The following is a 25,314-nucleotide window of genomic DNA, read 5'->3' on the forward strand; positions in this document are numbered from 1 at the left end:
CCAATGGCACCCGGCCGGTTTCGTGTTATCAAATACTCTCCAACAGTAGGAAACGGTCTCTCTATTGCTGGTTGAGCAGGAAGTGCTTGAAGGCATTGAAGCCCACAGGCATCAGGATACTCTGCTTCTCGCCCTGCATGAAATTGCGCAACTTCTCGGGCATGGCAATCGTCTCGCCCACGGCACCGCTCACGGTATCGAGGAACTTGGCTGGCGAAGCGGTACCCAGACAGATACCCGTCTCGCCCGGTTGCAGCCCATCGATCAAAGCCTGGTAACCGCAAGCCCCGTGGGGATCGAGCAGGTACTTCTCGCGATGGAAGGTATCGTGCAACGTGCGACGAATCTCGTCGTCGGTATAGCTTATACCGCTGATATCGGCACAGATAGCCTCGTGTGAATGGCCATACAAGTCGAGTATGCGGGCAAAGTTGCTGGGGTCGCCCACATCCATGGCATTGGCAATGGTGGCAATCGAGGGCCGCGGGGTATAGACTCCCGTGCGCAGGTATTGCAGAAAGACATCGTTGCGGTTGTTGGCGGCAATGAAACGTTTCACGGGCAGCCCCATGCGCTTGGCAATAAGCCCGGCCGTGAGGTTACCGAAGTTGCCGCTGGGCACACTGAATACCACCTGCTCGGGATGCTCGACCATACCGCACAACTGAGCATAGGCATAGAAATAGTAGAAAGTCTGGGGCAGGAAACGGGCCACATTGATCGAGTTGGCCGAGGTGAGGTAAAGCTTCTCATTCAGCTCGGGGTCCATAAAGGCACTCTTGACCAACGCCTGGCAATCGTCAAAAGTACCGCTCACCTCCAGGGCCGTGATGTTGTGCCCCAGCGTGGTAAACTGTTTCTCCTGTATCTCGCTCACCTTACCCTGCGGATAGAGCACAAAGACCTTCACGCCGGGCACGTCGAGGAAACCGTTGGCCACGGCACTGCCGGTATCGCCCGAGGTAGCTACCAGCACATTGACCTGGCGGGTCTCCTGCCGGTTGAAGTAGGCAAGCAACCGGGCCATGAAGCGGGCACCCACATCCTTGAAGGCCATCGTGGGCCCGTGGAACAGTTCCAGACAATACCGGTTGTCGGCCACCTGCACCAGAGGAATATCAAAGTTGAGGGCATCGTAAACGATATCCTTCAACTTGTCGGCCTCGACATCCTCGCCAAAGAAGGCCTCGGCCACTACGAAAGAGATTTCGCGCAGGGTCATCTCCTTCATATTCTGGTAAAAAGCCGGCGGAAACCGGCGAATCACCTCGGGCATAAAGAGCCCCTTATCCGACGCCAATCCCCTCACCACTGCATCGTGGAGCGAGACCGGCGAAGTTTTTTTGTTCGTACTGTAATATAGCATAGAGTCTTTATCTTATTTTCCGTGTCATATACCCACGGAGAAAAGAGAGTTGAAATTCTCTCGCCTCCGATACAAAGGTAAAATTTTTTTTGAGAACAGAGACTTAAAAGATTCTCTTTTTACGCCCGATATGCAGCGTTAATTCTTGAAAATAGCCAACAAATGTTTTCTTTCATTATACAAAAAGCCTTTAAGTATTTATTCTCTACCAAAATCTATACGTATCTTTGCCCGTGCCAATAATTATAAAATTGATTTTCCCAAAGAACCAATATGAATCTACTGCGAAAAATCTATTATGCACTATCCCCTCAAATGCGCTTTTTGGCCCGGCGCATATGCTATCTGCCCATAGACTGCTTCGATGGCATTACCGGTAAAAGAGACCGGCTCACTCCACCCAAAGGACTGATATTCATCGGATCGGGCGATTTCCGCGAACAGGGAGAACGACTGCTCGACCTCTTGCAACAGTATGGATCTATCACTCCTCAAAGTCATATTCTCGATGTGGGTTGCGGCATTGGACGATTGGCAGTGCCACTCACCCGCTTTCTCGACAGCAAGGGCCGGTACGACGGTTTCGATATCGTAAAAAAAGGTATCGACTGGTGCAACAAGCACATTGCCCCCAACTATCCCAATTTCCACTTTCTGCACGTTGACCTGAAAAACGACCTGTACAATCTGGATACCGAGCAGCAAGCCAGCCAGTTTATCTTTCCCTATCCCGATAACACCTACGACTGCGTCGTGCTCACTTCGGTATTCACCCACATGCTTCCCGCCGATGTCAACAATTATCTCGCTCAGATTGAAAGAGTGCTAACCCCTGGAGGCAAGTGTGTCGCCACCTTCTTCCTCACCAACGATATCATCAAGCAACAGATGAAGGACGGGAAATCCTACTTCAATTTTTCCCATCAGCATGAGGGATATGCGTTGCTCGACGAGAAAGTGCGAGAGGCCAACATCGCCTTCGACGAAACCTTTCTCAAACAGATGATTACAGACAACCATTTGCACTTGAGCGGTATCTACTACGGCAGCTGGTCGAGAACAGTAGAGACTTCGCCCGACTTTCAGGATCTGCTGGTCATCGAGAAGACCGTTTAGGGACATCATCTACCTGCGAAATTGCAGGGACCAATCAGGTAAGAACTTAATGCGCCGCGGCTTTTTCGAGAGAAACCGCGGCGCAGTTGTCTTTTACAAGGATTAATTGATCGCGACAACCCAACGGCTACTCTCCTGAACCGGGCCCCGCAAAAAAGGCTCGGATAAAGGCATCGCCCGACAACGTGCCATAATAGCCATCAGCAACGCTGTCCTCGTCATATACCTGCACGGCATCGGGAGTTTCACCGGGTTTATAGATCACAAACGGCACGGGAGCCGCCGTGTGGGTGCGCACCCGACAGGGCGTGGGGTGGTCGGGCAAGAGAGCGATAGCCACCGGCTCGTCCATGTGGGCGACCGCTTCGATAAGGGGCTGCAACACCCGATGGTCGAGATATTCGACCGTGCGGAGCTTCAGCTCTACATCGCCTTCATGGCCCGCCTCGTCACTGGCCTCGATATGCAAATACACAAAATCATGTGTCGATAGTGCATCGATTGCAGCCTGAACCTTTCCCTCATAATTGGTATTGTAAAGTCCGGTCGCTCCCTCAACCTCGATTGGTTGCAAACCGGCATAGACGCCGATACCCCGAATGAGATCGACCGCCGAGATAACCACTCCACTGTGTATGCCGTAGCGCTGGGCCAGAGTCTCCATGCTGGGCTTGTAGCCCGGCGACCAGGGCCAGATGCTGTTGGCCGGGTCTTTGCCCTCGGCCACACGCCTCAAGTTCACGGGGTGCGAGGGCAGAATCTGTTGCGAGCGCACGATGAGGTCGTTCAGCCGGTCGGCCGTAGCAGCTGCCTCGGCCACGAGCGGTCGCACCATCACGTCGCGGAAGGGGGTACCGGGCACATCGTGCGGCGGGGTACAATCGACCCGCTTGTCGCCCCCCTTGAGTTTGAGCAGATGGCGATACGATACCCCCCGGTAGAAATTGGCATCGCCGCCTCCCAACTCCTGTTGCAGGAAGTCGATGAGCTCGGCCGCCTCGGCCGTGGAGATATGACCTGCCGAATGGTTCTTGATGAGGCTGTTCTCGATGCACACGAGGTTACAGCGCATGGCCATCTCGCCCGGCTCGATATCGATTCCCATACTGGCGGCCTCGAGCGAGCCCCGCCCTTCGAACACCCGGTCGAGGTCATATCCCAGTACCGCCAGATTGGCAATTTCGCTCCCGGGGTGATACCCGTCGGGCACCGTCTTGAGGCGGCCGCAACGTCCATGCGCAGCCAGCCAGTCCATGGCTGGCGTATGGGCCGCCTGCAAAGGAGTGCGTCCACCCAGTTGTTCTATGGGCTCATCGGCCATACCGTCGCCCAGTACAATGATATGTTTCATAACAAAAGTCGTTTATTATCGAATGTTGGCAATACCTATAATATCGGCAAAGACACCGGCCGCCGTCACTTCGGCCCCGGCCCCGTAGCCCTTGATCACCATGGGATACTCGCGGTAGCGCTCGGTAGTAATCGAGATCACGTTGTTGCTCCCCTCGAGGTGATAGAAGGGGTGGGCCGACTCGACCTCGTGCAAACCCACTTCGACCTCGCCGTGGTCGAGTGTGGCAACAAAACGCAACACCTTGCCCCGGGATGCCACTTGCCGGCGATACGCCTCGAACTGCGCATCGTAGTCGGGAATCGACCGCCAAAAGTCGTCGAGGCTCCCCGTGAAATACGACTCGGGGATAAAGAGATGTCGCTTCACATCGCTCTGCTCCACCCGATAACCCGCCTCGCGAGCCAGAATCACCAGCTTGCGTATCACATCCTGGCCGCACAGGTCGATGCGGGGGTCGGGCTCGCTGTAACCCGCCTCCTGCGCCATACGCACAGCCCGGCTCAGCGGCACCTCGGCACTCACCACGTTGAAGATATAGTTGAGCGTACCCGAAACAACCGCCTCGATCTTGAGTATCTTGTCACCACTGTTGATGAGGTTGTTGATGGTATTGATAATCGGGAGTCCCGCGCCCACATTGGTCTCGAAGAGGAACTTCACGTCGCGCTTGCGGGCCGTCTGCTTCAGTTCCCGATACAGGTCATACGACCCCGAAGCCGCAATCTTGTTCGATGCCACCACCGACACGTTGTGGTCGAGCAGCGACCGGTACAGCGCAGCAATATCGGCACTGGCGGTACAATCGACAAAAACCGAGTTGAAGATATTCATCTCGACAATCTCGTCTTTGATTTTCTGGGGCGAAGCCGGCTCGCCGCAACGGTCGAGCAGGTCGAGACTCTGCTCGATATCGATACCCTCGCGGTCGAAGAGACACTTGCGCGAATTGGCAATACCCACCAACCGCAACTGCAAAGCCTTGGTCTCGAGCAACCGCTGCTGTTGCTTGCAAATCTGGCGCAGCAAGTCGCGCCCCACGGTTCCCACCCCGGCAATAAAAAGGTTGAGCACCTGGGTCTCGGAGAGGAAGAACGAGTCGTGTATCACATTGAGCGCCTTGCGCAGGCTGTCGCGGGCAATGACAAACGAGATATTGGTCTCCGACGCCCCCTGGGCACAGGCAATCACGTTGATACCGTTACGGCCCAACACATTGAACAGCTTGCCCGCAATGCCGGGGGTATGCTTCATGTTCTCGCCCACGATGGCCACGGTAGCCAACTCCTTCTCGGCCTCGATACCGCTGATTTCGCCTACGGCAATCTCCTCCTTGAACTCCTCGCGCAGCACCCGCACGGCCAAATCGGCATCGGCGTTGCGCACGGCAAACGTCGTATTGTTCTCCGACGAAGCCTGCGACACAAGAAACACACTGATTCCCGACTGGGCCAGCCGATGGAATATGCGCGAATTGATACCAATCACCCCCACCATGCCCATACCCGAGAGGGTGATGAGGCAGGTATCGTTGATCGACGAGATACCCTTGATGGCCTTCCCTTCGATATGGGAATGGTCGGCCGAGATGAGCGTACCGGGAGCCGACGGATTGAACGTGTTCTTGATTAAGATAGGAATATTCTTGTGAAACACCGGATAAATCGTGGGCGGATAAATGACCTTCGCTCCGAAGTTACACAGCTCCATCGCCTCGGTAAACGACAAATGCTCAATCACATAGGCCGTATTGATTACCCGTGGGTCGGCCGTCATGAAGCCATCGACATCGGTCCAAATCTCGAGCTGCGAAGCCCCGAGCGCCGTAGCCAGAATGGCCGCCGTGTAGTCCGACCCGCCCCGCCCCAGGTTGGTCACGTCGCCCGTCGCGCGGTCCGAAGCGATAAAGCCCGGAACCACCGCCACCCGGGGTAGCTCGGCAAAATAACGTTTCACCAGTTTGTTGGTCTCATCGAAATCGACAATGTGTTTGCCATATTGGCGACGGGTCTTGATAAAGAAGCGGGCATCGTAGTGAACCGCCCCCTCGATAACCCTACTCACAATGAGCGACGAAAGGCGCTCGCCATAACTCACAATCGTGTCGAGCGTCTTGGTCGAGAGATCTTTGATGAGCGATACCCCCTTGAAGATATTGCCCAACTCGCCCAGCAGTGGATCGATGAGCGCCAGCAGTTCTGCCTGCCGCGACACCTCGACGGCTTGACTCACCATCGCCTTGTGACGCTCGACAATAGCCCCGAAGAGACTCTCGTACCCATCGCCGCCCTCCACGGCCACTCGGGCCGTTTCGATAAGCCGGTCGGTGATTCCGCCCAAAGCCGATACCACAACAATGACCGGTTCGTGACAACGTTCTACTATCTGTTTGACACTCGACATGCTCTCGACCGAACCTACCGAAGTGCCTCCGAATTTCAATACTTTCATATCTGCACTATTCTATCGGCACAGCCTCGCCCCCCTCCTTGGGAAAAGCGAGCTACACCCGTTCAAAAAAATTGGTTGAAAAAAACGATATCGAAACGATATCTATCGAAACAAAAAAGCAACATCCTCCCCCCTAAGGGGTGGTACCTGTTGCAGTCATGCAATTACCGAGTAGTATATGCAGTAGTTCGATCATGGTGTTGTCTCTTTCGGGGGCCTACCCTCGGCTGCCACCGACAGCGAGAGGTCTGCCAGATATTATTAAAAACATCTCTTGTTTTGCAAAAGTAATCTTTTTTTTATTTTTCCAGCAGATTAATCGCAAAATGATTTATAAGATTCCCATTTCTTTTACAATTTTATATTTTCAGAGGGAATTTAAACAGCATTTTGAAATTGTCGTTTTGCCACAGAAGATACCGGGGAGAAAAGAGTCGCAAAGTTTTTTCCCGGCAAAATGTTATTTTCTCCCGCAAATGACTATTTTTGTAGAGCCAAACAGGAGATTCCAAGCGTGGAGCAGCATCGCATCGGGAACATCCCGGCACTCTCCTGTCCCCACTTTGTAAAACCATTGTGTATGTCTGAAAATATAACATCGGTTCTTATCATCTACACCGGTGGCACCATCGGAATGGTAGAGAACAGCAAGACGGGAAGTCTCGAACCGTTCAACTTTCACCATCTCCTCGACAAAGTACCCGAGTTGCGACAACTCGGATTCTCCATCTCGACCGTGCAATTCGAACCCCCCATCGATTCCTCCGAAATAGAACCCGACTCGTGGGTAAAACTCGTACACATCATTGCCGACAACTACGACCTGTTCGACGGCTTTGTCGTGCTGCACGGTACCGACACAATGGCCTACACGGCTTCGGCCCTGAGCTTCATGCTCGAGAACCTCAACAAGCCCGTTATCCTCACCGGCTCGCAACTGCCCATCGGCATGCTGCGCACCGACGGTAAAGAGAATCTTATCACCGCCATCGAAATCGCCGCCGCCAAAAACAGTGCCGGCGAACCACTGGTACCCGAGGTGTGCATCTTCTTCGGCAACCACCTGTTGCGCGGCAACCGCACCACCAAAATCAGCGCCGAGAGTTTCAATGCCTTCGTATCGACCAACTACCCGCCGCTGGCCCAGGTAGGCGTGCACATCCACTACGACGAGAACCAGATCGCCCGCGTCACCCACAAACCGCTGCGCCCCCACTACCTGATGAATACCAACATCGTGGTACTGAAACTATTCCCCGGCATCTCGGAACAGACCGTGCGCTCCATCCTGGAGATTCCGGGACTGAAAGGGGTGGTGCTCGAAACCTTCGGCTCGGGCAATGCTCCGGTCAAGGAGTGGTTCCTCAACCTGCTCAAAGAGGCGGTGGACAAAGGCATCGTCATTGTCAATGTGAGCCAGTGCATGGGCGGCACCGTGCAGATGAGCCGCTACGGCACGGGCAGCAAGCTCGAGAACGCCGGCGTGGTGAGCGGATACGACAGCACGACCGAGGCCGTACTCACCAAACTCATGTTCCTCTTCGGGCACAAGTACCCCTCGAAAGTGGTCAAGGAGAACATGAACTGTTCGCTCAGCGGCGAGATTACCCTCACGCTGCACAACTAAAAAGCAATTCTGTTTTATCGGGATGAATATACGTGTGAAACGAAGTGTAACCCACCTTCGCTTCACCTCTCTTTGCCCATCGTCATCCAGCCGGCCACGATGATGAGAAGAATAGCCAAAGCAAAAATCAGAATCAGAAAGAGGCTGACAGCCACCATCTGCGCCACACCCATTGTAATATAGAGGAAGAGACACATGACCAAAGTCTTGATGCGGCCAACGATATGCGACATCTGGCGATAGACCGGCTCACGGTTCGCATCGGTTATCTCGACCGGATAGTTGCACCACTTGGGGTGACGCTGCAACCAGGTGAGCAGCCCATACAGCACCAGGGCTATTGCAGGCAACAAGAGTGCGGTCGAGGCATCGCCCCAGCGATCCACTTCGCCCTGGGCGTTAAAGTGCAGGGGCACTTCGGCCCGATTGTCGAACTGAATCCACACACCTACAACCCATGCGGCGAGCAGGAAAAACAGCGCCGGTACCTCACTCCAGAATCGTTTCATGACAATCACGGTTTACTATCGGGTTTGTTCTATCTCTTCACAATCAGTTTCTGCATACCGGGAGTCACCCAGCAGTCGATACGAGCCGTATCGGTAGGGTTCTGGTAGAGGAAGAGCGCCTCTACCCCCGGCAGCGAATCGACCAATACCCGGCTGCGCTCAAGCCCCATTACCATGAAGGCCGTGGCATAGGCGTCGGCCGTCATACAGTCGGGAGCCAACACCGTAGCACTCAACAACGAGTGCTGCACGGGATAGCCCGTCACCGGGTCTATGGTGTGGGCAATGCGTTTGCCATCGACCACGCGATAGTTACGATAGTTGCCCGAGGTGGCCAGGCCACCCTCGCTCATCTGCAATACCTCTTCGATGGTACCCGCTTCGCCCCCTTCGATCGTAGGACGGTTCACCCCCACCCGCCAGGGTTTCCCCTCGGAATTGCGGCCGCGCACCACCACCTCGCCACCGATCTCGACCATATAGTCGTCGATGCCACGGTCGGCAAGCAGCTGACCTATCACATCACAGGCATAACCCTTGGCAATAGCCGAGAAGTTGAGCGTAACGGCCGAGTCGCTCTTGACCACATGGTGATTCTTGAGCGAGAGTTTGTCCATCCCCACGTGAGAGAGCAGGCTATCGACCTGAGTCGAATCGGGGAATATCCCCTGCTTGAACCCGAATCCCCAGGCATTGACCAGCGGCGATACCGTGGGGTCGAAAGCTCCGCCCGTGCGGCGATAGACCTGCTGCGAGGCGGCAAACACACGTTCGAACCACGCATCGGTCTCGATCGGTTCGCCCCGGTTCACCCGCGTGATGAGCGACGTGTCGTTGAAGGGCGACAGCGAGCCGTCGAACCGCAGCAACTGCTGCTTAATCTCTTCGGCCAACGACTCGTCCGATTTATACGTGATGTGATAGAGGGTACCAAAGATGAGACCCTCGTCATACTGGTAAGTCACCTTGTCGCAACGGCGCATGGTGCTGGCGACAAAAAAGACCACCAGAAAAAGCACCACGGCTACCCACGAACGTGCATATCGTCTATCCATAACCGTCTCTTAAAAATAGATATGTTCCAACAGAATTTTCACCCCGAGACCGATGAGAATCACCCCACCCAGCACCTCGGCATAGTGGTGAATGTGGCGCCCGAACTGGCGACCCACCCACAGACCGGCCACCGAAAACAGAAAGGTGACACCGGCAATGACAACCGTGGGGAGCAGCATCGACATGTTGAGGAAGGCAAACGAGATACCCACCGCCAGCGCATCGATGCTCGTGGCCAGCGACAGCCCCACGAGCGTACGCGTGTCCGAAGGGTCCATGCAGCAGGGCTCCTCCTCGTTCTTGCGGGGCCACCCCTCCCAAATCATCTTGGCGCCCAGGAAAAGCAACACCCCGAAGGCTACCCAGTGGTCATACGCCTCGATATAGCTCTTGAACCCGATACCCAGACTCCAGCCGATGAGTGGCATCGCCCCTTGAAACAGGGCCATGAAACAGGCAATCTTCAACACGCGCGACCACTTGAAGGGCTTCAGCAGCACACCCGAGGTAAGTGATACGGCAAAACTGTCCATACACAGCCCCACCGCCAAAACAAAAAGAGCTAATAGCGACACAAGTTATTTCGATTATTGTTTGGGTACAAAGGTACAAAAGTTCCCGGCTTGCCCAACACTCACGCCTGAACAATTTGCGCTCGCCCTCATCCCACTTGCCGGAAGCCCGAGAGATTGTAAAACGATGCACGCCCCTGCTACCCGACAGTTACCCGGGGACACAATAAAGCGGGGGAATCGCAGCCGTCGGTAGTTACGGTTCCTCCGCTATCACACACATAACACAGTATATATAGAAAACACCTCACGGTGCAGAAAGGTTCACGGGAGAGGACTTTTGACGGGGTGTGACCGAGGGGAGCGAAAACCCTCGACGGAGGAACCGTAGGCCGGGTCGTACCCGGGTACCCCTGGGTTTCGAACCGGGAAAAGAGCATGTCCTCCTCTCCGACAAGCGGTTATGGCATCGCTTGCATCCCATAAAACAAGTTCCTACCCGTTTTGTTTGCCTGCTCGAAACTATTTTTACACACCACCTGCAACGGACTGGCGAGACTCACTCTCATCCTGTTCTTGGACCGTATATACGAAACGGAAGAGGGATTTCCACCTGGCAGCGGGAATCCCTCTTCCGTTTCCTTTTTAATTTAAACTGACCGGCTCCAAATGGTTATTTGCCCCGGCCCTTATGCTTGGCGTTCTTTCCACCGTGCCACTTCATCATGGCCCGCGGAAATTTCATTTGAGCGTTCTTGAACTTGAACATCTTCTCGCTCGACAAGAAAGTCTTGAATTTGTTGTAATACTCGCGGTCGAGTTGCGCCATCTTCTCATCTTTCTCGAGCAGAGCCTGTGCGGCCTTTTCATACTCGGTATCCGATACCGTGCTCTTCGAGTGCGCTACCTTGCGGGCAAAGTCGCGAGCCTCCTTGTCGATTTTCCACTTCTTCGACTCCAGCTCTTCATACAGGGGGAAGAACTGTTTGGCCTCCTGCTCGGTGAGTTTCATCTGCTCCTTCATGTAATCGCGACGGAACTGGCAGAACTGCTCATATTTTGCCTTGCGTTGCTCTTGGGTTTCGGCACCCGCTTTGTTTTGTGCCACCAGCGACACCGGCATTCCGCTCAACACGATTACCCACAATACTAAAATCACTTTTTTCATAACCATCTCTCGTCCATAGTTGTTTAATAATCGCCCTCGGTATATAACATTTCATATGCCGTGTAATCATCGACATAGTGGGCAATCCATTCATCTTCGACCGTGCTCTCTTCGGGAGCCGAGGCCGTCATCTCCACCTGGGGAGTCTCGCCTTTCTCGACCGAGAATATACCGGTAAACATCTTCATCATGAGCCATACGCCCGCAAACATGGCAGCCATATAGACCCACGGCCTTACCCTGAGCCACAACGTAGGCTGCTCGGGCAACGGGATTTCCCGCTCGGGCAGGCTATCGACCATCTTCTCGGTGAAATCGGCAAAATAGTCCTCGGGGACCTTCATACCGTGTTTACGGCCGATCTCATCTAATAGGGGAGTCTTCTTTTCCATAGCTACACCTTTTGTTTGTTAGACGCAAATTGAATGAAAAGGTTTAAATGTGTGCTTGCAGATATTCTTCTATTTTTTTGGCGGCATGGTGATACGAGGCTTTCAATGCACCCACCGAGGTTCCCATAATCTCCGACATCTCCTCATACTTCATCTCGTCGAAGTAACGCATGTTGAAGACCAGGCGCTGCTTCTCGGGCAGTTGCACGATGGCCTCCTGCAAAAGCCGCTGAGCCCGGTCGCCATCGAAGAACTCGTCGCTCTCGATATTGAGCAGCAGGAAGTTGTCGGCATCGTCGGCCTTGAGATTGCGCTGCTCGCGCTCCTTGGCCAGGAAGGTGAGGGTCTCGTTCACGGCAATGCGATAGAGCCAGGTCGATAGCTTGGCATCGCCCCTGAAGTACTCGATGCTGCCCCACGCCTTCAAAAAGGTATTCTGCAATAAATCGTTGGCGTCGTCGTGCGAGAGCACCATCTTCCGTATCTGCCAGTACAGCGGCTTGCTGTACTGCGCCACCACCTGGGCAAAGGCCTGCCGCACCGTGGCTGGGTTTTGCAACTGCTCGACGACAATATCTTCGTTATATTCCTGCATAATCTCTGCTTTGTGGGTATAAAGATACACAGAGCCCACGGTTTGTTCCTAACATATCTTGTTCTTTTTTGTTATTTTTATTATTCGATTCTTGTCATAAAGTTTTTTATTCCATTACATTTGCCCTCGAACCGGGAACAGGTCCCATCCCGCTCGTCGGGCCCGGGGACGATATTTTCCCCTCATATCTTTTAGTTAGATTGCAATCTTATGGAAACTGATGCGATTCTCCTGGCCTTCCTGCTCACGATGATAGCCGGCCTCTCGACCGGTGTGGGGAGCCTCATCGCCTTTTTTGCCAAGCGCACCAACACCAAGTTTCTCTCGGCCGCCCTGGGTTTCTCGGCCGGTGTGATGATCTATATCTCGTTCATGGAGCTGATGCCCGAGGCCCTGGGCATGCTGGGCGAGCAGTTGAGCCCGCGCATGGCCCACATCTACATATTGTTGGCCTTCTTTGCCGGCACCTCGTTTATCGCCCTCATCGACTTCCTCATCCCCGAGGATGAGAACCCGCACGAGGTTCACCGGGTCGAAGAGCTCTCGAACCAGCAACGGCTACAACGCACCGGTGTGCTCATGGCCCTGGCCATAGGCATACACAACTTCCCCGAGGGACTCGCCACCTTTGCCTCGGCCCTGGGCAACCTCGACATTGCCATCCCCATTGTCGTGGCCATCGCCATTCACAACATACCCGAAGGCATTGCCGTGTCGGTACCCATTTACCAGGCAACCGGCAGCCGCAAAAAGGCCTTTTGGTACTCGCTACTCTCGGGTATGGCCGAACCGGTGGGAGCCCTCATCGGATTCCTCTTTCTGCTCCCCTTCTGGACACCCCTCATCCACGCCCTGCTGCTGGCTTTTGTCTCGGGCATCATGGTCTTCATCTCGTTCGACGAGCTATTGCCCGGCGCCGAGAAGTATGGCCATCACCACTACGGCATAGGCGGTGTCATTACCGGCATGGCAGTGATGGCCTTCAGCCTGCTGCTCTTCCTGTAAAGGAGAAAAATCACTATTAGTGAGGATTGCAAGGCCCGTTTTTCTGCCGTTACTTTGTCCCCGTTAATCAAGGGGAACGACACAACCCGTGTGAATCCCTGCAGCAAGGTAAACAAGATTTATGAAACATTTTCTGCTCCCGGCCTTAGGGCTTCTCCTCCCGCTGGCGGCTACAGCCGACCCCATTCCCGCGACAACCGATTCGCTAGGCAACCGCATCTACAACCTCAACGCGGTCACCGTCATCAGTAACCCCAAGTGGGAATCCAACCTGCTCGAGTTTCCCGGTGCCATATCGTATATCGACACCGAGCAAATCGACCGCATGAACATCCACTCGGTCAAAGATATCTCGACCCTCGTGCCCAACCTCTTCATCCCCGACTACGGCTCGAAGCTCATCTCCTCGGCCTACATCCGAGGCATCGGCTCACGCATCAACTCGCCCGCCGTAGGGCTCTATGTCAACAACGTGCCCTACCTCGACAAGAGTGCCTTCGACTTCGACTTCAGCGACATTGCCCACATCGAGGTATTGAAAGGCCCGCAAGGCACCCTCTACGGTCGCAACACCATGGCGGGACTCGTCAACATCAAAACCCTCTCGCCTCTCGACAAGCAGGGCTCCAAAGTAAAACTGAGTTTCGGCAACTACAACTTGTGGGGAGTTGCCGCCTCGACCAGCCAAAAGATTACCAACGACCTTGCCATTGCCGTGAACGCCCGCTACCGGAGCGACGACGGCTACTTCAAGAATCAATACACCCGCAAGAACAGCGGCAGCACCCAGTCGGGGGGCGGACGCGTGCAGATTGACTGGCGCGTGAACCAACGCTGGAAATTGAGCCTCAGCGGTGACTACGAAAGCAGCGACCAGCAAGGATACCCCTATGCCTACTACAACAAGGCGCAAGGCACGACCGGCGACATTGCCTACAACGACGAGGCCTCGTACCGTCGCGACCTCTTCACCTCGGGCCTCTCGGCACAGTACATCCACGACCGGTTCATCTTCACCTCGACCACCGGCTACCAGTACCTCGACGACGACATGCACCTCGACCAGGACTTCACCCCCCTCTCGATATTCACCCTGCAACAAAAACAGAAGATGCACGCCGTCTCGCAGGAGTTTGCCTTCAAGTCACACCAGGGCAAGCGGTGGGAATGGGTTGGCGGCCTCTTCGGCTTCTACCAGGATATCAACACCCTGGGACCCGTCGATTTCAAACAAGACGGCATCGACCTGCTCATCACCAAACAGACCAACGACCAGCTGGCCGCACTCAAGCAGAATCCGGCCCTGGCCGGGATGCCCGACATCACCGTTGCCATCGATAACCCCAACCTCTACATCGACGGCTCCTACAAGACGCCCACCTATGGGGCCGCCGCCTTCGGGCAGGCCACCCTCAACCGCATCTTCCTCGACGGGCTGTCGGCCACCGTGGGTTTGCGCATCGACTACGAGCGGGCCCGCATCTACCACCACACCCATGCCACAGCGCCCCTCTCGGGCAACGCCCAAGTCTCGATCAATGCCGGCGGACACCCCATCAACATCACCCAGCCCTTTGCCCTGCCACTGGGCATCGACGGTCGCGAGTCGATGGAGACCCTCGAGCTCTCGCCCAAGTTTGAATTGAAATATGCCATCGGCAACAAAAGTTTCGTCTATGCTTCGGCCACACGGGGATACCGCTCGGGAGGATACAACTTCCAGATGTTCTCCAACCTCATCCAGTCGCAAATACGCAGCAGCATGATGAGCGAGCTGATGAAGAGCATGGGAGGCGGCGGCAGTGGCAGTGGTAGCGGAAACGCCCCCTCCATACCCTCGACCGGCAGCTCGACCGATGTGAACAGCGCCATCTCCTACAAACCCGAGCACAGCTGGAACTACGAGATTGGCGGCCGCTCGCAACTCATCGACCGTCGCCTGTTTGCCGACCTGTCGCTCTTCTACATCGACTGTCGCGACCAGCAGATTGCCGCCGTGAGCGGATATGGCCGTGTGACCAAAAACTCGGGACGCACCGCCAGCTACGGACTCGAGGCCTCGTTGCGGGCCACCCCCACCGACCACCTGTTGCTCTCGGCCAGCTATGGCTACACCCACGCCACATTCCGCGAATATAACGACGGTGAAAACGACTACAAAGGCAACTTCGTGCCCTTTGCTCCGGCTCACACCCTCGCCCTCACCGGGGCCTACTCCCTGCCTATCGACCGGGAGACCGACGTGACCTTCGAACTGCAATACCTGGGACAGGGAAAAATCTACTGGACCGAAGCCAACGATGCCGCCCAGAACTTCTACGGACTGGTGAATGCCTCGATTGTCCTCTCGGGCAAATATGCCGACCTCAAACTCTGGGGCCGCAACCTGCTGAACAACCACTACCAGGCCTTCTATTTCGAAACGATGAATGCCGAGAACCTGGCATCGCCCAACAGCTTCGTACAATGCGGACGACCCATCACCTTCGGAGCCGACATCACCATCAAATTCTAAGCCATCCATCCGGTGGGGCAACATCCCCATCCCATCAATAGACAAGAGCGAGCCCCCACCTCCTGGGGAGCCCGCTCTTGTTCGTCTTTCTTCGCTATAATAATTACATATATCTATTTACTCCTGTTCATTCGGCAAAAGTAAGACCTTGCAACTTCTCCCACTCGCCCCGGGTGAAATCGGGAATCTGCACCGGTACCGAACCGTGACGTACCGAATAGTCGGTCAGTTCGACCAGGCTCGACCACTCGGCGGCATCATATACATCCATATCGAGAGGCAGACCGTTCTTGAGGCAGTGAATCAAGCGGTAGTCCATGATAAAGTCCATACCACCGTGGCCACCCACCTTACGAGCCATTTCGCCAATCTCCTTGCAGAAGGGGTGTTCATAAACCTTGAGCAGCGAGTCGAGTGCCTGTTGGCTCAAATATTCGTGAGCATTGGGCTCGAGGGCAATACCCGTGAGCGGATACTTCTGGGCAAAACCCTTCGTACCGCTGATGAGGTGGATGCGGTTGTAGGGACGCGGGCTGGTCACGTCGTGCTGAATCATAATCGTTTTACCCTTGGCCGTGCGGATGAGGGTCGTGTTCATGTCGCCCATGTCGATGTGAGCCGTATCCTCACCGGCAATGCCATGTTCGGCAGCATAGAGATTCATACCCCGCTGTGCCGACGACATTGATACCAAGGTAGCCATGCGGTCGCCGCGGTGGATATTCAAGATCTGGGCGATGGGACCCAGTCCATGCGTAGGATAAGGATTACCGGCAGCTATCTTTTCGGCTTTCAGTCGCCACATATTTTTATAGCCGGTAGCCGTCGTGTCGTAATTATATTCGCGCAAGTCGTGGATATAGGCACCCTCGGCATGCATCACCTCGCCAAACACACCCTGCTGGGCCATGTTGAGCGTAGCCATTTCGAAGAAGTCGTAGCAGCAGTTCTCGAGCATCATGCAGTGCCTGCGGGTCTGCTCGGCCGTGTTCACCAAATCCCAGCACTCGGCTATTGTCATGGCAGCCGGGACCTCGACAGCCACATGTTTGCCCTGCTTCATGGCATAAACTGCCATGGGTGCATGCGAATGCCAGTCGGTGCAGATATAGACCAGGTCGATATCTTTGCGTTGGCACAACTCTTTCCAGGCCTCTTCGCCCACATACATGTCGGCCGGCGGACAACCGTGCGAAGTGAGCGTTTCATTCGCCGCCAGCACATTGGCCGAGTCGAGGTCGCACACCGCCATCACCCGGGCATCGGGCAGATAGACATAACGCTCGATAGCCCCTTTTCCACGGGCTCCGATACCGATAAACCCGACACGCACCGTATCGAGCGGTTCGCAAGCCAGTTTCAAGACACTCTCTTGTCCCGCGGGTCTGGCGGGTTCTTCAAACGGATTTTTGGGAGATGTCGCGCACGCACTGCACAACAGCAGCAACGACAGCGCATAAAAGCACACTTTTTTCATGGCAATCTATTTTAAGCATAAATAATGAATCACAGCACTTCGAAGTGCTCAAACCTCGACCCCAAAACACAAACAGATTTGCTCCGGGAATCGGGAGGTTGCACTTCCTTTAATAGCTCTATGCAGTAAAGTTATATAAAATAACGGTGCATTGTCAAGTTCAACAACATTTTTTATCCATCGAAAGGTTGCGAAAGGAACCCGAAATCCAATCGCTCTAAAACTCATTATCCCCCCGAACTGAGAAAAACGAGGCGAAGCCGACCCTGTTTGGGGCCATCAAGCGGAAACGCCCTTCTCACCGGCCTCACACACCTTTAAAATCAAATCAATGGCTCGCATCCTTCCACAAAGGGAAACCGCTCTCCACATCCCCCGCCATCGCCTCCTGCACCAGTAGTCCGACGCCACCGCCCAAGACAATACGAGCCTGTAAAATAGCACATATAATAAACATAATCAACATCTTACAAATCAAGCACACTCTTTTGGAAATAGCTTTGTAATCCCTACGTATCCCCGCCGAAAAGTTTGTAATTGTGAAAATATGAATCTAATACTTAAAAATGATTCAAAGCCGAAAAAAAGTAGAAATTTTAGTTTTCGAATTCAAAATAGAACATTATATTTGTACAAGTAAAACACAAAAAAATAAAGCATAAACACTTAAAATAATAAAAATTAAGAAACAATTTTCACCTGAGTCTTAATCGTGATAAACCTTAAAAAAGACATAGACAAAGGCTCGGACCATGAAATAAAACACATATATAGAAAGTAATTATTAACCTTGATTATTAACAAACAAGCAGTATTATGAGAAGACAGGTGCTACTTCTGTTATTTTCCCTATTTGCTATAGTTGGTTTCGCTCAGCAACGCACCGTAACCGGTACCGTTGTATCGGCCGAAGACGGGTTGCCCATCATTGGGGCATCGGTTCTCGTCAAAGGCACCTCTCAAGGAACGTCAACCGACTTGGACGGAAAATATTCTATTAAAGTAAACGACAATGCAAGCCTTACATTCAGCTATGTAGGCATGCAGGCTCAGACGGTTCAAGTCAACGGCCAATCGGTTATCAATGTAACGCTGCAAGGCTCCTCCTCCCAAAGACTGGAAGAGGTAGTGGTAACGGCCATGGGTATCCGTGAGGAGAAAAAGAAACTGAACTTCGCCGTTCAAAGCCTGAATGCCGACGAAGTAACCGCCGGACAGTCGGCCAACTTCGTCAACTCCCTGCAAGGAAAGATCGCCGGTGTATCGGTATCGGGTAGCGGTGGTTCGCCCAACGCCAGTTCACAGATTATCATCCGGGCCATCTCGTCCATCAACTCGGGACAGAACAACGAGCCTCTGTTCGTCATCGACGGTATGCCCATGCGAGGTGGCGGTACATCGGCCGGCGATATCAACCCCAACGATATCGAAAACATGACCGTGCTGAAGGGTGCCGCTGCATCGGCCCTCTACGGTTCGGAGGCCGCCAACGGTGTAATCTTGATCACCACCAAGAGCGGTAAGAGCGGACAGATTGTCGTAAACGGTAGCGCCAGTGTACAGATAGACAACAGTGTGAGGGTTCCCAAAATTCAACAGAAGTATGTACCCGGCTCGCTCGGCTTCTATAAGGAAAACAGCGTAAGCGGCGGCTGGGGTCCCATGCTGAAACCCGGTGAACGCATCTACGACAACGTGGGCAACTTCCTGGGCACGGGCCTCTACCAGAAATACGATGTAAACGCATCGGGTGGTACCGACAAGTTCACCGCCTATGCCTCGTTCAACTACACCTCGACCGACGGTGTGGCTCCCGAAGATTACCGCGACCGCATGGGTGCCTTGATCAAAGCCACCTTCACCCCCACCAAATGGGTCAAAATCAACGCTTCGCTGAACTACATCGACACCAAGTCGCGCTCCTTCGGCAACAACATGAGCAGCGTATATACCTGGCCTATCAACAACGATATGCGCAACTACAAGACCCCGCTCGGTAAACCGGTTTACAGCAGCGCCGACGGTGGTCGCTACGACAACTGGGACGCCCTGACCGATGCCGACAAGATTACCGCCGGCGTGAGTCCCTACTGGGGCCGCTACGAAGACTGGGGCCAATCGCAATCGTCGCGTATGATACTGAACGGATCGATCGAATGGACCCCCATCAAAGACCTCACCTTCACCGGTAAGATTGCCTATGATAAGGGTTACACCACGTCCGACTCCTACGGGAAGCCCCGCTTCGACAAAGACGAACTCGACGAGAGCGTAATCTCGAAATACCTCTACAAATACGGTTCCTATACCTTCGAGCCCAGCCGCGGCGAACTGCTCACCGTACAAGGGCTGGCCACCTACAACGTAGATCTGTTCAAAGACCTCAACATGAGCATCCTAGCCGGTGCCGAAATCATGGTCAACAACAGCTACGAAGCCACCATGGCCGGGCAAGAGTTTGTACTCGAGGGCGACTATTACAGTTTCAACAACACCAACACCGAGAACTGGATGAAGACGGGCGACTACCCCATCAACTACTTCCGTTCGAAGAAAAACAAATACGGCTACTTCGGTGAACTGCGGTTCGACTACAAAGGCATCGCCCAGTTAAGCGGAACCGCCCGCTACGACGGCTCATCCACCCTCAAGCAAGCCGAGAAATCCTCCTACTTCTACCCCTCGGTAACCGCCGGTTTAATCTTCAGCGAACTCTTCCACCTGAGCAACGACTGGTTCAGCTACGGTAAGATTCGCGGTAACTGGGCACAAGTAGGTAAGGATGCCACCCCCAACAAGTTTACCAAAGCCTATCGCGAAGGCTCCACCTTCCCCGACGGCGGTTACAGTATCGACCCCACCTCGTCCTACGCCATCACCCTCGAACCCGAGATGACCAAGTCGTGGGAGATTGGTGCCGACCTGCGATTCTTCGACAGCCGCACCCGACTCGACGTGGCCTACTACTCGACCATGGTCGATAACCAAATCGTAACCGTGCGCGTGTCGCCCGCCTCGGGAACCATCCTGCAAGTGCGCAACGAAGGTAGTATCGAAAACCACGGTATCGAAGCCACATTGAGCCAAGACATCTTGCGAAGCCGCGATTTCGAATGGACCGCCAACCTCAACTTCGGTTTGAACCGCGGCGTCGTAAAATCGTTGCCCGAGGATGTAAGCGAGATTCAAGGCACCCAGTTCAGCGATATCTACACCACCGCCTACCTGCATGGATCGACCACCGGTATCTCGGGTAAAGACTACATGCGGTCGCCCGACGGTCAAGTGCTCATCGACGAAGATGGCTACCCCATCATCGACCCCGCCAAGAGCGTCTATATCGGTAACCGTGAACCCGACTTCCTGCTCGGTTTGAGCAGTACCTTCCGCTGGAAAGACCTCTCGATATCGTTCCTGCTCGACGGTCGCGTAGGTGGCGACGTATATAACGGCACAGCCCGTTCGCTCTTCACCAACGGCATGCACAAGTCGCTCGAGAACTATCGTAACCGCGAGGTAGTGGTAAAAGGCGTTGTCGCTCAACCCGACGGCACCTATGTTCCCAACACCAAGCCTATCGTACTGAACCAGACCAACCTGAACACCTACTTCTACGGCGTAAGCTCCAACTTCATCGAAGACGGTTCTTACCTGCGTCTGAGCTACGTAACCGTAGGGTACGACTTCTCGCGGTTCCTCAAGAAAGGCAACCCCTACATCAAGGGTCTCAGAGCCTCGATCACCGGCCGCAACCTCTTCCTGTTGACCCGCTACTCGGGCTCCGATCCGCAAATCTCGACCTCGGCAGCCTACGGTACCGGTACGATGGGTATCGACAACATGTCCATCCCGGCCACGCGCAGTTTCAACTTCACTATCAACGCAACATTCTAACACACAAGGAGCCATGAATAAATATAAATATATCATATTATCATTGTTAATCGGCCTGATGGGTACAACCAGTTGCGAAGACTGGCTGTATGAAAACATCAACGAGGACGCCGCTCACGAAGTGTTGCCCGAACAGGTATTCCCCATCGTTCTGTTCTACTCGGCTCAGTTGCAATTCGACCATGCCGAGTACGGCACCTACCTCTCCCAAACCCTCACCACCGGTGGCCGCAGCCAAACATCGAGCTTCGCCTATAAAGCCGGTTGGGGCGACTTCCTGACGATGAACCGCCACCCGCAATGGCGTCGTCACTTCTACGACATCGGCGCCAATGCCAAAGAGATTATCGACGGTGCCCACGAAGCCGAAGCCTGGAACCTCGAAATGATGGCACGCACCCTGCGCCTCATGTCCACCCAGATGACTACCGACCTCTTCGGCGATATGCCCCGTAGCGAAGCCTACGCATCGAACAGTCCCAAATACGATACCCAACAGAGTATCTACGACTGGATGTACCAGGAGGCCGACGAACTCATCGCCATGTATGAGAATCCCGCCTATACCGAGGCTGCCACCAACATACCCATCGACCAGTCGATCGACCGCGTATTCGCCGGCGACCTCAACAAGTGGAAACACTACACATATGCCCTCAAGGCCCGTCTGCTCCTGCGCAAACTGCCCAACTGGAGCAACAACGCCGCCACCTGCCAGGAGATTATCACCGCTGTGGACAAAGCCCTCGACGGCTGGCAAGACGTGCTCTACCGCTTCGACGGTGGCAACGGCGCCCAAAACTGTCCCTGGGGCGAAGCCTTCAGCCAGTCGGAACAAGGCGGTCTCGGCTGGGAAGGCCGTGGCAACATGCTGGGTTCGGCCATCCCCACAGCCTACTTCATGGAGAATATCCTGGGTGTATTCGAGAGCCACGGTAACGTCAGCGGATGGGCCAAAGACCCCCGTATCCTCGCCTTCATGAGCGCCCGACAAGGCCCTGCCGGCACCAACGATACGGGCGAAGAGATGCGCTATCTCGACACCAACATCGGTATGGACGTATCGTACAAAGTAGAAAACTACCCCAACCTCTTCCCCGAAGTCGATGGCAAGAAAGTTTCTATCTACACCCAGAACACCGGCTATGTGCCCCTCTTCCTCGAAGAAGAGTTGCTCCTCATCAAAGCCGAGGCTACCTATTGGGCTGGCGACAAACCCACAGCCCGCGCCCTCACCATGCAGGCTGCCGAGGTCAGCTTCGAGCGCTTCAACCTCGCCTCGATTTACGGCAGCAGCTACAACCGCTACCGCAACAACTACCTGGGTAACGAAAGCGGGTCGGGCAAGTATGTAACCGACTATTTCCCCGCCGACGGGTTCAACATCGGCCACATCATGCGGCAGAAATACGTATGCCTCTACCTGCAACCCGAGCAGTGGACCGACATGCGCCGCTACAACTACAGTTGCGAAGAGAACGGTCGTCAATACGACAACGTATATGTATATCCCGGACTGAAACGGCCCAACAACATCTACGAAGCTCACTGGGGCGACGATCCCAAAGCCTGGATCAACCGCATCAACTACGACCCCGAGACCGAGGAGAAATACAACAAGGCCGAACTCGAAAGACTGGGAGCCTACAAGAACTACCAGTGGTTGCGCAAACCTATGATTTGGCAATAAACAAGAGAGAAAAAGAATTGAGGTATTCAATAAATAACGACATTCGATATGAAAAACAAAGTAAAAATAGCATCTCTGCTGCTGGCAATCGTGGGACTGTCGGGGTGTGAAGTCAACGACCCCATCAACGATTGGGCAGACCTGGGACAACAAACCGCATACGTTTACTGGGAGCTGAAAGATGCCGCCAACGCCGGTAGTGAACTCGACTTCAGAGTCTATTACTACACCGACGGCAGCACCGTCGAAAGCGCTCAGGTATGGTATGGCGTCAGCAGCACCATTACCCGTGCCGTGACCTGCCCCTACATCAGTTATACCTACACCGAGACCGAGAGCAACGAGGTGGTAGCCTCGCACCTGGTCAAGGAGTTCGACCCCGCCACCGTATCGTGGGACGATGCCAAATCGTCCTACATACTCGACTCGACCTTCCCCATATCGGCCTCATGGGCCAGTGTTACCTGGGCCAACGTGGGCGGCAGCGACTTCACCGAAACGCTGTTCCAGACCTACTTCCCCGGCGAGTATGAAACCAACTTCCGCACGGCGCTCAACACACAAATCGCCACCGACTACCATGGCAACATGAAAAAGATTGTGGTCGATGGCTTCATGAAGATGACCGCAGAGGAATTTGAAACCCTCTTCACCACTTCGACCGACGCCGAAGGCAAAACGGTTTACAACATCACCGACGAAAACAAAGCTACCCTCGACGGTATCGTGGCTGCCCTCAGCACCCCCGAGCTCCTCTTCGACGGCAAGGAATACGGCGTGAACTACAACTGTGCCTACACCCTCTCGGCCCGGTTCCAGATTACCGACTCGAAAGGCGTGAAGAGCAATACCGATATTAAAAACATTACTGTCAACTAATAGAAATGCAAAGAACGATGAAAGCACTAAGAAACATAGGTTTGACGGTAGTCTTGCTGGCCTCGTTGTCTGCCTGCGTAGAAAACGATCCCACCTACAATGTATATCCCAGTGACGATGTAGCCTTCACCTACCGCGTCACCAACGAAGGATACGAACTCGACTACCTGGTAGGGTCCACCATACAGTTCACCAACACTTCGGCTCTCTCGGGGGCCTGCACCTGGGAATTTGGCGACGGCGAAACCTCGACCGAGCCCAACCCCACGCACACCTACAACCTGCCGGGACAATATGAAGTGAAACTCACCGTGGGCGGCGAATTCACCACCCGCCCGTTGCTCATCAACGACATCAAGCCCACCATCGTGGCCAAGACCGAAAACGATGCCGTGTGTGTGATCAACGACGTAGAGGTAACCCTCGAGGTTACACTGCGTAATCCCGCCGCTTCGGCCCAACCCGAATATACCTGGGTATTGCCCGAGGGAACCACGCTGGTCGATCACCCCAAAATCACCAACAACACCTACGTGGGTGAAAACCCGGGCCGACTCACCTTCAAGAACATCGGTTCGCAAACCATCACCTTGAAGACCATGCTCGGCGGCCGCGCTCTGCAAGATGTGAAAGCCAACGTACAGGTAGGGACTCCCAACGCTTCGAAAACCCTCTACTATGCTGTCAAGAGCGGCAACATCATGGCCTACAAGCTCGACTACACGGTACCCGAGGGTAGCAGCAACTCGCCCTTCGACCTGGGCGTGAAGTCGGGAGCCCATCCTCTCAACCTGCTCTTCCACAACGACCTGCTCTACATACTCGACTGTGGTACCCAGTTTACCTACATCAACGATATCGAAAATAACCGCGGCGACGGCAAAATCACCGCCGTAGCCAAGGATGGCAGCAGCATGGAAACCGTACTCTCCAACGTAGGCAACACCGCATTCAACGACCCCTTCTACGGATGGATCGACAGCGAGATGCTCTACTTTGCCGACCGTAACACGGGTATCCGTCGCATCGGTGTCAACGAGCGCAACCTCGCCCTCAGCACCAGCGACGCCAAGTTCGACTACTTCGTCATGAACAACCGCCTCGAATACTACGGAAACCCCTGGCAATACGGAGCCATGAACGCCTGCTTTGCCAAAGTCGATGGACTCTGGTACTGGGGCAAGACCTATGGCGGCGGCGGTATCTTCCGCTTTGCCGACAGCGACATCAGCACCGTAGATATCAGCCGGGGCAGCAATCCTCCCTACGCCGTCGTCTTCCCCGACGAGTTCGTGAAGTCGTTTGTCATCGACACCAACAACCACATACTCTACGCCATCATCCGTGACAAAGGCCTCTTTGCCGTACCGATGGCCGACATCAGCGCCAACGACGCCTCCAAAGCCAATACCAAGGCCGACAACAAATACCTCGTGGCCAGCTTCAAGGCCGACAGCGAAGGTAGTGTAGGCGAATATATCGACGTTTGTCAGATGGTTCTCGACAACAGCGACGGCTCGGTTTACTTTGGTCTGCGTGCCGAAGAAGGCAGCGCCGAACCCTCGGGTATCAAACGCTGGAACCCCGCCACCCGTCAGCTCGAAACCATCGTATCGGGTGTCAACCCCTACGGTATAGCTCTGAACGATAATCTGTCAAACCTGTTCTAACAGAAAGATAGCAATCCATCCCGCCGGCCTTCACCGGCCGG

Annotated in this window: 18 protein-coding genes; 8 read left to right on the forward strand and 10 right to left on the reverse strand. The window is 54.4% G+C overall.

The features are described from left to right. Nucleotides 1-61: 61 nt before the first annotated feature. Nucleotides 62-1,366 (reverse strand): threonine synthase, encoded by a 1,305-nt coding sequence (gene thrC, locus B5G10_RS07510; protein ID WP_087424118.1) that lies wholly within the window; start codon nucleotides 1,364-1,366, stop codon nucleotides 62-64. Nucleotides 1,367-1,639: 273 nt separating this feature from the next. Between thrC and B5G10_RS07515 the strand changes: the two genes are divergently transcribed. Next, nucleotides 1,640-2,482 (forward strand): class I SAM-dependent methyltransferase, encoded by an 843-nt coding sequence (locus tag B5G10_RS07515; RefSeq protein ID WP_087424119.1) that lies wholly within the window; start codon nucleotides 1,640-1,642, stop codon nucleotides 2,480-2,482. Nucleotides 2,483-2,609: 127 nt separating this feature from the next. On the opposite strand, the gene B5G10_RS07520 is transcribed toward B5G10_RS07515, so the two are convergent. Together B5G10_RS07520 and thrA are read right to left on the reverse strand one after the other, a co-directional pair. Further along, the gene (locus B5G10_RS07520; protein ID WP_087424120.1) at nucleotides 2,610-3,833 is read right to left on the reverse strand and encodes a cofactor-independent phosphoglycerate mutase; all 1,224 of its coding nucleotides are present in this window, start codon (nucleotides 3,831-3,833) and stop codon (nucleotides 2,610-2,612) included. A 15-nt stretch (nucleotides 3,834-3,848) separates the two neighbouring features. After that, a complete protein-coding gene (thrA, locus tag B5G10_RS07525) occupies nucleotides 3,849-6,284 on the reverse strand; it encodes a bifunctional aspartate kinase/homoserine dehydrogenase I (RefSeq protein WP_087424121.1) in 2,436 nt (811 codons plus the stop codon). 580 nt (nucleotides 6,285-6,864) lie between these two features. Here thrA and B5G10_RS07535 point away from each other — a divergent pair. Then, a complete protein-coding gene (locus tag B5G10_RS07535; RefSeq protein WP_087424123.1) occupies nucleotides 6,865-7,911 on the forward strand; it encodes a type I asparaginase in 1,047 nt (348 codons plus the stop codon). 62 nt (nucleotides 7,912-7,973) lie between these two features. Here the strand turns inward: B5G10_RS07535 and B5G10_RS07540 are convergent, their stop codons facing one another. The 6 genes from B5G10_RS07540 to B5G10_RS07565 all read right to left on the reverse strand — a co-directional run bounded on the left by B5G10_RS07540 (nucleotide 7,974) and on the right by B5G10_RS07565 (nucleotide 12,143). Continuing rightward, complete coding sequence (locus B5G10_RS07540; protein ID WP_087424124.1) at nucleotides 7,974-8,420, reverse strand: DUF1648 domain-containing protein; 447 nt, start codon at nucleotides 8,418-8,420, stop codon at nucleotides 7,974-7,976. A gap of 29 nt (nucleotides 8,421-8,449) precedes the next feature. After that, nucleotides 8,450-9,475 (reverse strand): FAD:protein FMN transferase, encoded by a 1,026-nt coding sequence (locus B5G10_RS07545; protein ID WP_087424125.1) that lies wholly within the window; start codon nucleotides 9,473-9,475, stop codon nucleotides 8,450-8,452. A gap of 9 nt (nucleotides 9,476-9,484) precedes the next feature. Beyond that, on the reverse strand, nucleotides 9,485-10,051 hold the full coding sequence (locus B5G10_RS07550; protein WP_087424126.1) for a manganese efflux pump MntP family protein: 567 nt from the start codon (nucleotides 10,049-10,051) through the stop codon (nucleotides 9,485-9,487). 610 nt (nucleotides 10,052-10,661) lie between these two features. After that, nucleotides 10,662-11,156: a hypothetical protein gene (locus B5G10_RS07555; RefSeq protein WP_143241091.1), complete on the reverse strand. Its 495-nt coding sequence runs from the start codon at nucleotides 11,154-11,156 to the stop codon at nucleotides 10,662-10,664. A gap of 23 nt (nucleotides 11,157-11,179) precedes the next feature. Further along, on the reverse strand, nucleotides 11,180-11,548 hold the full coding sequence (locus B5G10_RS07560; protein ID WP_087424128.1) for a hypothetical protein: 369 nt from the start codon (nucleotides 11,546-11,548) through the stop codon (nucleotides 11,180-11,182). Nucleotides 11,549-11,591: 43 nt separating this feature from the next. After that, nucleotides 11,592-12,143: a sigma-70 family RNA polymerase sigma factor gene (locus B5G10_RS07565; protein WP_087424177.1), complete on the reverse strand. Its 552-nt coding sequence runs from the start codon at nucleotides 12,141-12,143 to the stop codon at nucleotides 11,592-11,594. Nucleotides 12,144-12,353: 210 nt separating this feature from the next. Between B5G10_RS07565 and zupT the strand changes: the two genes are divergently transcribed. Both zupT and B5G10_RS07575 read left to right on the forward strand, forming a co-directional pair. Next, nucleotides 12,354-13,148 carry a zinc transporter ZupT gene (gene zupT, locus B5G10_RS07570; protein ID WP_087424129.1) on the forward strand — a complete coding sequence of 265 codons (795 nt, stop codon included), beginning with the start codon at nucleotides 12,354-12,356 and terminating at the stop codon, nucleotides 13,146-13,148. Between the two features lie 121 nt (nucleotides 13,149-13,269). Then, nucleotides 13,270-15,663: a TonB-dependent receptor gene (locus B5G10_RS07575; protein WP_087424130.1), complete on the forward strand. Its 2,394-nt coding sequence runs from the start codon at nucleotides 13,270-13,272 to the stop codon at nucleotides 15,661-15,663. 127 nt (nucleotides 15,664-15,790) lie between these two features. Here the strand turns inward: B5G10_RS07575 and B5G10_RS07580 are convergent, their stop codons facing one another. Then, a complete protein-coding gene (locus tag B5G10_RS07580; protein WP_087424131.1) occupies nucleotides 15,791-17,140 on the reverse strand; it encodes a Gfo/Idh/MocA family oxidoreductase in 1,350 nt (449 codons plus the stop codon). An 816-nt stretch (nucleotides 17,141-17,956) separates the two neighbouring features. Here B5G10_RS07580 and B5G10_RS07585 point away from each other — a divergent pair. Genes B5G10_RS07585 through B5G10_RS12920 form a run of 4 tightly spaced genes read left to right on the forward strand, consistent with a single transcriptional unit; the run spans nucleotide 17,957 to nucleotide 25,273 of the window. Next, entirely contained in the window at nucleotides 17,957-21,034 is a 3,078-nt protein-coding gene (locus B5G10_RS07585) for a SusC/RagA family TonB-linked outer membrane protein (RefSeq protein WP_087424132.1), read from the forward strand. Between the two features lie 13 nt (nucleotides 21,035-21,047). Continuing rightward, entirely contained in the window at nucleotides 21,048-22,724 is a 1,677-nt protein-coding gene (locus B5G10_RS07590; protein ID WP_087424133.1) for a SusD/RagB family nutrient-binding outer membrane lipoprotein, read from the forward strand. Between the two features lie 48 nt (nucleotides 22,725-22,772). Then, entirely contained in the window at nucleotides 22,773-23,603 is an 831-nt protein-coding gene (locus B5G10_RS07595) for a hypothetical protein (RefSeq protein ID WP_087424134.1), read from the forward strand. Between the two features lie 17 nt (nucleotides 23,604-23,620). Next, nucleotides 23,621-25,273: a PKD domain-containing protein gene (locus tag B5G10_RS12920; protein ID WP_087424135.1), complete on the forward strand. Its 1,653-nt coding sequence runs from the start codon at nucleotides 23,621-23,623 to the stop codon at nucleotides 25,271-25,273. The last annotated feature ends 41 nt before the right edge of the window (nucleotides 25,274-25,314 follow it).

Source organism: Barnesiella sp. An55, from assembly GCF_002161555.1.
In the GTDB taxonomy this organism is placed as follows: Bacteria; Bacteroidota; Bacteroidia; order Bacteroidales; family Barnesiellaceae; genus Barnesiella; species Barnesiella merdipullorum.